Annotated in this window: 7 protein-coding genes and 1 pseudogene; 1 reads left to right on the top strand and 7 read right to left on the bottom strand. The window is 64.7% G+C overall.

The genetic code is table 11. The features are described 5' to 3' along the window. The 5 genes and pseudogenes from nrdE to AC2VOP_RS04610 all read right to left on the bottom strand — a co-directional run. A partial coding sequence (gene nrdE / locus AC2VOP_RS04630; RefSeq protein ID WP_486959851.1) for a class 1b ribonucleoside-diphosphate reductase subunit alpha occupies window positions 1-1,802 on the bottom strand: 1,802 nt, incomplete at its 3' end. Between the two features lie 17 nt (window positions 1,803-1,819). Beyond that, a pseudogene (locus tag AC2VOP_RS04625) lies at window positions 1,820-1,984 on the bottom strand (class Ib ribonucleoside-diphosphate reductase assembly flavoprotein NrdI); the annotation flags it as partial. 30 nt (window positions 1,985-2,014) lie between these two features. Next, entirely contained in the window at window positions 2,015-2,263 is a 249-nt protein-coding gene (locus AC2VOP_RS04620) for a redoxin NrdH (RefSeq protein WP_486959850.1), read from the bottom strand. Between the two features lie 399 nt (window positions 2,264-2,662). Beyond that, a complete protein-coding gene (locus tag AC2VOP_RS04615; protein WP_486959849.1) occupies window positions 2,663-3,562 on the bottom strand; it encodes an SDR family oxidoreductase in 900 nt (299 codons plus the stop codon). A 39-nt stretch (window positions 3,563-3,601) separates the two neighbouring features. Then, the gene (locus AC2VOP_RS04610; RefSeq protein ID WP_486959848.1) at window positions 3,602-4,249 is read right to left on the bottom strand and encodes a TetR/AcrR family transcriptional regulator; all 648 of its coding nucleotides are present in this window, start codon (window positions 4,247-4,249) and stop codon (window positions 3,602-3,604) included. A 92-nt stretch (window positions 4,250-4,341) separates the two neighbouring features. Between AC2VOP_RS04610 and AC2VOP_RS04605 the strand changes: the two genes are divergently transcribed. Continuing rightward, complete coding sequence (locus AC2VOP_RS04605; RefSeq protein ID WP_486959847.1) at window positions 4,342-5,844, top strand: cytochrome P450; 1,503 nt, start codon at window positions 4,342-4,344, stop codon at window positions 5,842-5,844. Window positions 5,845-5,885: 41 nt separating this feature from the next. Here AC2VOP_RS04605 and AC2VOP_RS04600 read toward each other — a convergent pair whose 3' ends face one another. Next, window positions 5,886-6,404, bottom strand: a complete 519-nt coding sequence (locus AC2VOP_RS04600) for a homocitrate synthase (RefSeq protein ID WP_486959846.1) — start codon at window positions 6,402-6,404, stop codon at window positions 5,886-5,888. 263 nt (window positions 6,405-6,667) lie between these two features. Then, window positions 6,668-7,383 (bottom strand): thiolase family protein (locus AC2VOP_RS04595; protein ID WP_486959845.1); only part of this gene is annotated, 716 nt, incomplete at its 5' end.

Genomic DNA, 7,383 nt, shown 5'->3' with positions numbered 1-7,383 from the left:
ACCTTGGACACAATCGGATGGATCGAGCTCGTCGAGTGGTTGATGTAGGAGATCGAGCCGGTCGGCGGCACCGCCAGGAGGTTCTGGTTGTAGATGCCGAGCGCGACCACCGACTCCTTCAGCCGGCGCCAGTCGTACTGGTTGGGGATGCGGATGTCGCCGTTCGAGAACAGCCGAAGAACCTTCTCCGACTTGGGCTCCCAGACCTGGTCGGTGTATTTGTCGAAGAACTCCCCCGACGCGTACTTGGACTGCTCGAACCCCTTGAAATACGTTCCTCGTTCGATCGCGATGCGATTCGATGCCCGCAGCGCGTGATACAGCACCGTGTAGAAGTAGATGTTGGTGAAGTCGATTCCTTCTTCGGAGCCATAGAAGATGTGCTCACGGGCGAGGTATCCGTGCAGATTCATCTGACCCAGGCCGATAGCGTGTGATTCGCTGTTGCCCTTCTCGATCGACGGCACCGACCAGATGTGCGTCTGGTCGGATACTGCGGTCAGCCCCCGGATCGCCACCTCGATGGTCTGTGCGAAATCCGGAGAGTCCATCGTCTTGGCAATGTTCAGCGAGCCCAGATTACACGAAATATCTTTACCCACTTGCGCATACGAGAGATCCTCGTTGAACACCGACGCCGTGGACACTTGCAGGATCTCCGAGCACAGATTGGAGTGGGTGACTCTGCCTTCAATGGGGTTGGCTCGATTGACCGTATCCTCGAACATGATGTAGGGATAACCGGACTCGAACTGCAGCTCGGCTATCGTCTGGAACAGTTCGCGCGCCTTGATCTTGGACTTGCGGATGTTCGGGTTGTCGACCATCTCGTAGTACTTCTCGGTGACCGAGATGTCTGCTAACGCGGCCCCGTAGACGCGTTCGACGTCGTACGGCGAGAACAGGTACATGTCCTCGTTCTTGCGGGCCAATTCGAAGGTGATGTCGGGGATCACCACACCGAGGCTCAGCGTCTTGATCCGTATTTTCTCGTCGGCGTTCTCCCGCTTGGTGTCCAGGAACCGGTAGATATCGGGGTGATGGGCGTGCAGGTACACCGCGCCGGCTCCCTGGCGTGCGCCGAGTTGGTTGGCGTAGGAGAACGAGTCCTCCAGCAGCTTCATGATCGGGATGACACCCGAAGACTGGTTCTCGATGTTTTTGATCGGCGCGCCGTGCTCACGAATGTTGGTCAGCAGCAACGCGACTCCCCCGCCACGTTTGGACAGCTGCAGCGCGGAGTTGATGGAGCGGCCGATCGACTCCATGTTGTCCTCAATGCGAAGGAGAAAACAACTCACCGCCTCGCCGCGCTGCTTCTTGCCGGCATTCAAGAACGTCGGGGTGGCTGGCTGGAAGCGGCCCTCGATGATCTCCTCGACCAGCTGCTCGGCCAGTGCGGTGTCCCCGGCAGCCAGGCTCAGCGCCACCATGCACACCCGATCCTCGAAGCGCTCCAGATAGCGTTTGCCGTCAAAGGTCTTCAGCGTGTAGGAGGTGTAGTACTTGAACGCACCCAGGAACGTCGGGAACCGGAACTTCTTGGCATAGGCCCGGTCGAACAGCGATGTGACGAATGCCCTCGAGTACTGCTCCAGCACCTCGCGCTCGTAGTACTGCTGCTCGACGAGGTAGTCCAGCTTCTCATCGAGGTCGTGGAAGAACACCGTGTTCTGGTTGACGTGCTGGCGGAAGTATTGGTGCGCGGCTGCGACGTCTTTGTCGAACTGGATCCTGCCGTCGGCGTCATACAGGTTCAGCATCGCGTTGAGGGCGTGGTAATCCGCGTCGCCCGCCGACATGCTGCGGGTGGCAGCGGTTACCGGCTCTGCGGTTGCAACGGTAGGTGACACGTCTCGTCCTTCCAGAAATCGGTCAATCCCGCTCGGACGGCTTGCACGTCCTCGTCGGTTCCCATCAGTTAGAAGCGGTACAGGTACGGCACACCGCATGTGCGGGCGACCACGTCTCCGGCGTAGCAGAACACCACGTCCTCCTTCAACCCGGACTCTGGCTACGCACTGAGCGCGGTATCGGCCAGCGCCTTGATGCGGTCCGGCCGGAAGCCCGACCAGTGCTCGCTGTCGGCCACCACCACCGGCGCCTGCAAATAGCCCAGCGCCATGACGTAGTCCCGCGCGTCGGGGTCCAAGGTGATGTCGACCTTCTGATAGGCGATGCCCTGTTTGTCCAGCGCTTTGTACGTGGCGTTGCACTGCACGCACGCGGGCTTGGTGTACACGGTGATAGAGGGATGGGTCATTGGCGGTAGGCCTCCTCAGCGAACCTCTCACGACGGACTGGCAATGGATCAGAACTGCGCTCGCACTATCGTTCAGCGGACCGCCAGATCTGAAGATCCCGGTTGACCGCGGCTGTGCCGGGCACCGAATCTGTGTCGGTTGACGCGGTCGGGCCCACCAGGTGATCCCGGATCTGTCGGTGCCACAAACACTACACCTAGTGGTCGACAATGGGGAGCAATACCAGATGTTCTGAACAACATTGTTGGAATTCGCTGGTCGTCAGCGCGCGCACGTGGTGTTCCTCGGCGTGTCGCAGGTCACAAACGGGCTTCGGGGGTTGTCTTTCACCTGCCGCACCGACACTTACTTCCCGCCGAGCGCAGCACGACCAGCCGCCCAGCCTCCAGCAAAGTCGGTTACTCGGTGTTCGCAGTATTCCCCTTGAGTCGGCGCCGCGGCGATCCCGGCCGCAATGCCCGGGTGAACAGCAGGTTGACCTGGCGCATCGCCACGCTGTAGGGCCACCAGGCCACTCGTTTGAACGCATACAGCGCCCAGATGTCGGCCGAGGTGTAGATCAGGTAGCGGTTCTTCGCCACGCCGACCAGGATTTTCTCCGCCGCCCGCTCCGGCGACACCGCATGGCCGCTGAACCGTTCCACCCAGCGGGCGACGTTCGGGTCGTCGCGGTCGACACCGGCGATCTCGACCGTGTCGACCAGTGGAGTCCGCACCGCGCCCGGAACCACCACCGACACCCCGATGTGGTGTCGCGCCAGGTCGAAGCGCAGCACCTCGGACAACCCGCGCAGGCCGTACTTGCTGGCGCTGTAAGCGGCGTGCCAGGGCAGCCCGACCAATCCGGCCGCCGAGGACACATTGACCAGGTGCCCGCCCCGCCGGGCGGCCACCATCGGCGGGAGGAATTCCTCGATGACGTGGATCGGCCCCATCAGGTTGACCGTGACGAGCTTGGCCCACTGTTCGTGGCTGAGCCGGTCGACGGTTCCCCACGCCGATATCCCGGCGACGTTCATCACGACGTCCATCGCCGGATGCCGCGAATGGATGTCGGCGGCGAACGCGGCGACGTCGTCGTGATCGGAGATGTCCACCACCCGGTGCTCGGGCACCTGAGCCCCCAGCGCGCGGGCATCAGCCACTGTCTCGGCCAGGCCGTCGGCGTTGCGGTCGGTCAGGTACAACTCGGCGCTCAGGCCGGCCAGTCGCAGCGCCGTGGCGCGGCCGATGCCGCTGGCCGCACCGGTGATGAAGCACCTCTTATTCGTGTAGCGCTTCGCGAGCTTGGTCGCCATGGGTGGTGACGATACCGGCGGTAACGGGGTCGGCGCGGCCTACCGGGCGCCAGCGCCGCCCCACAGTGCGTTGAGCCACAGCGCCTCAAGCACCCGGACACCACGTTGGACGTCGCCATCCGGACCCAGATACGTGGTGTCGCCGGAGAGCATCAACGCGGTCGTCACAGTCAGGGTGCGGACCAGTGCGGGAATGTCGTCGCTGATCGGAACTGCGGTACCGGCGTCGATCTCGTCGGTGACGACGCCGATGATCTGGTCGATCAGGCCGTCAAGTTGAGCATCGAGGATCTCCCGGATCTCGGCGTCGGTGTTGCGGGCCGCATTGCACGCCGACATCACCGGATCGTTGTGGGCGTAGACCGCGGCCGCACTGCCCACCATGCGACGGGCGAACGCCGCCGGTGACTCGTCGCCGCCGCGCGGCGCGAAGTGCTCGGTGAGCTCCTCGAGCTCGTGGGCCGCCTCGGCCAGGATTTGTGCCAGCACTGCGTACTTGGAATCGAAGTAGAAGTAGAACCCGGACCGGGCCACCCCGGCCCGGTCGCTGATAGTGCTGACCGACAGCTCGGCGAACGGTTTTTCCCCCAGCAGCTCGCGCACCGCCGCCACGATCGCCTGCCGCTGCTTGTCGCCGCGTCTGGTCGGAGCCGACGTGCCCCGGTTCCGGTCCTGCTGCGTGCTCACTGCTCAACCGTGCCCCGCAAACTTGACAGGCGTCAAGTTAGATCGAAGGATAGGGCTCGAGTGACGGCCACGGGCCCCGTTGAGGAGCGTGCATGACTACTGCCAAGACCACCATCAGCACCCCGCACTACCTCCTCGATCAGGCCAGGCGTCGACTGGTTCCGACGGTGAACAACATCCCCGGCATGGGGCTGGTCGAGCAGCGGCTGCTGAATGTGGCCTGGAAGCAGAAGACGCTGGCCGACCCGCCGCCCGGCAGCGGACTCAAGCCCGTCTTGGGCGATTCCGGGTTGCCGATTCTCGGCCACATCATCGAGATGTTCCGGGAGGGACCGGATTTTCCGCTCTTCCTCTATAAGAAGTACGGCCCGGTGTATTTCGCCGAGTCGCCGATCTTGTCCTCGATTGTCGCGCTCGGACCCGACGCCACCCAGACGATCTTCACCAACAAGAATAAGGACTATTCGACAACGGGCTGGATGCCGGTCATCGGGCCGTTCTTCGACCGCGGCCTGATGCTTCTCGACTTCGACGAGCACCTGGCACACAAACGGATCATGCAGGGAGCGTTCACCCGCCCGCGGCTGGCCAGCTACGTCGAGGACATGGACCGGGTCGCCACTCCGATCGTGCACGCCTGGCCGGCCGACGATGCTCGGTTCTTGTTCTATCCGGCCGTCAAGGAACTCACCCTCGACGTGGCGTCGGTGGTGTTCATGGGTCAGGACCTGCGTGACGACCACAAGCTGGTTGCCAAAGTGAACAACGCGTTCGAGGCGACCACCCGCGCCGGCGGAGCGATCATCCGCAAGCCGGTGCCGCCGTTCAAGTGGTGGCGGGGTCTGCAGGGCCGTAAGGTGCTCGAACAGTACTTCGCCCAACGTGTCGCTGAACGCCGGCGGGCCGAGGGCACCGACATGCTGACCGTGTTGTGTCACACCGCCGACGAGGACGGCAACCGCTTCACCGACGAAGACATTGTCAATCACATGATCTTTTTGATGATGGCCGCCCATGACACCACCACGTCGACCATCACCACGATGGCCTACCACCTTGCCGCACACCCGCAGTGGCAGGAGCGGGCCCGCGACGAGTCGGCGCGGTTAGGCGACGGGCCGCTGGACATCGAGTCGCTGGAGAAGCTGGAGACGCTGGACCTGGTGATGGACGAGTCGCTGCGGCTGGTGACTCCGCTGCCGTTCAACATGCGCCAGACCGTGCGCGACACCGATCTGCTGGGCTATTACCTGCCGGCCGGCACCAACGTGGTGACCTGGCCGGGGATGAACCACCGGCTGCCCGAGTTGTTCACCAACCCCGGGCAATTCGACCCGGAGCGCTTCCTCGAGCCGCGCGCCGAACACAAGAAGCACCGCTACGCGTTCGCGCCGTTCGGCGGCGGCGCCCACAAGTGCATCGGAATGGTCTACGGGCGTCTCGAGGTCAAGACCGTCGTCCACCGGCTGCTGCGCCACTACCGGCTGGAGTTGCCGCGGCCCGACTACCGGCCGCGTTGGGACTACGGAGGCATGCCTATCCCGATCGACGGCATGCCGATCGTGTTGCGCCCGCTGCATTACGGCGATGCGTGATGCGCTCGGTGACAACGCTGTTGCTGCGCCTAGCGGCGTCTTCAGGTCGCCGTCAACAGCCGGTTAGCACAGGTGATGATCGCGTCCAGTGCGGACTCCGCGGGGTCTGCCGCGAAACCCATAGCCCACGCCGCACGACGACCGTCTGACCCTTGGATGAACGTGGCGGTCTGGTTCCCGCAGCCCAGTTGGTGAAACCGCAGCATCTCCACGGTGACTCCCTGCTCGTGCAGCATCGTGGTGAGCGCTGCGATCGGGCCGCTCGCTGCGGCGGTGCAGGTGTCGATGCGGTCGCCGACGGCGATCGTCGCCTGATAAGTGCGACCCTGCGGTCCCAGCCGGGCCGCGGGCCGCTCGCCGTCCAGGCAGGCCCACCGCCCCAGCCGCAGCGGCCCCTGGGCGTCGCCGTAGGCCGTAACGAAGTCTTCCCAGGAGAGCTGCGCGGCCTGTTCGCGCAGCCCGCGCGGCAGCGGCACACCGAATTCCTTGACGAATCGTGCGCCCGCAGCGCAGCGTGGCGTCACGGGACTGCGATGAGGAGAGGGCTTGGGAGGAGTCATCTGCCGGCTTCTTCTGCTCGAAGGGAGCGACCGACAAGAAGTAGCTACCGACCCGCAGCGGGGGGTCGGTCCGAATCAGACCCCGCTGCGGGTGCTGGCTACCGCAAGATGACGCACGACCGCACACAGTAGTCGCTTCCCGACCGGCCGCGCAACTGAGTCTGCCGGCCGGTTCATAGCGCCTTTGGCCTTCATCGCTGTCTCCACGGGTGGACGGCGGCTCAAAGCTATCACCGCAGGACGTCCGCCGACGGGCCGGCGACTCAACACGTCAACAACATGCATCCGGCGATCGGACCGCCGCCGGCGCTGACCACGGCCACCTCCGGGCGCTGCTGCAGCTGTCGCGGGCCGGCGTCGCCGCGCAGCTGCAAACACGCCTCGTGCAGCACCCAGTAGCCGTGCATCCGTCCCGCCGACAGCTGCCCGCCGTAGGTGTTCAGCGGCAGTGTGCCGTCGCGGGCGATCCGAACCGCGCCTTCGACGAACGGCCCACCCTCGCCCTCGCCGCAGATCCCCAGTGCCTCCAGCCAGTCGATGGTCAGGAACGTGAACCCGTCGTACAGTTCGGCCACGTCGAGGTCGGCGGGTCGCAGGTCGGTCCGCGACCACAGCTGCGCGGCAGCGTCGGCCGAGGCCATCTTCGGGTAGTCGGGCCGGTGGAACCAGCCGCCGGCCCCGTTCGCTCCACCGACCGCCTCCACCGCCACCGGCCGGTGCGGGCAGTCGCCGGCGTAGTCGGCGGCCGAGACCACCACCGCGATCGACCCGTCGACCGGCACGTCGCAATCCAACAGGCCGAACGGTGTGGAGATCGGCCGCGCGGCCAGGTAGTCGGCCATCGTCATCGGTTCCCGGTACACCGCCAGCGGATTCGACGCGGCGTTGCGCCTGTTGTTGACGGCGAGCCAGCCCAGCTGCTCCTTGGTGGTGCCGTACAACTCCATATGGCGGCGGCAGTTCATCGCCAGCCAGTTGG

The organism is Mycobacterium sp. TH-M106, from assembly GCF_057473765.1.
The sequence above is the reverse complement of the archived record's forward strand: the minus strand, read 5'-3'. Positions and strand labels throughout refer to the sequence as shown.

Bases quoted from the DNA above. Each gene is read 5' to 3' on its own strand.
- AC2VOP_RS04620 (WP_486959850.1), bottom strand. From the start codon at position 2,263: ATGACCCATCCCTCTATCACCGTGTACACCAAGCCCGCGTGCGTGCAG.
- AC2VOP_RS04615 (WP_486959849.1), bottom strand. From the start codon at position 3,562: ATGGCGACCAAGCTCGCGAAGCGCTACACGAATAAGAGGTGCTTCATC.
- AC2VOP_RS04605 (WP_486959847.1), top strand. From the start codon at position 4,342: ATGACTACTGCCAAGACCACCATCAGCACCCCGCACTACCTCCTCGAT.
- AC2VOP_RS04600 (WP_486959846.1), bottom strand. From the start codon at position 6,404: ATGACTCCTCCCAAGCCCTCTCCTCATCGCAGTCCCGTGACGCCACGC.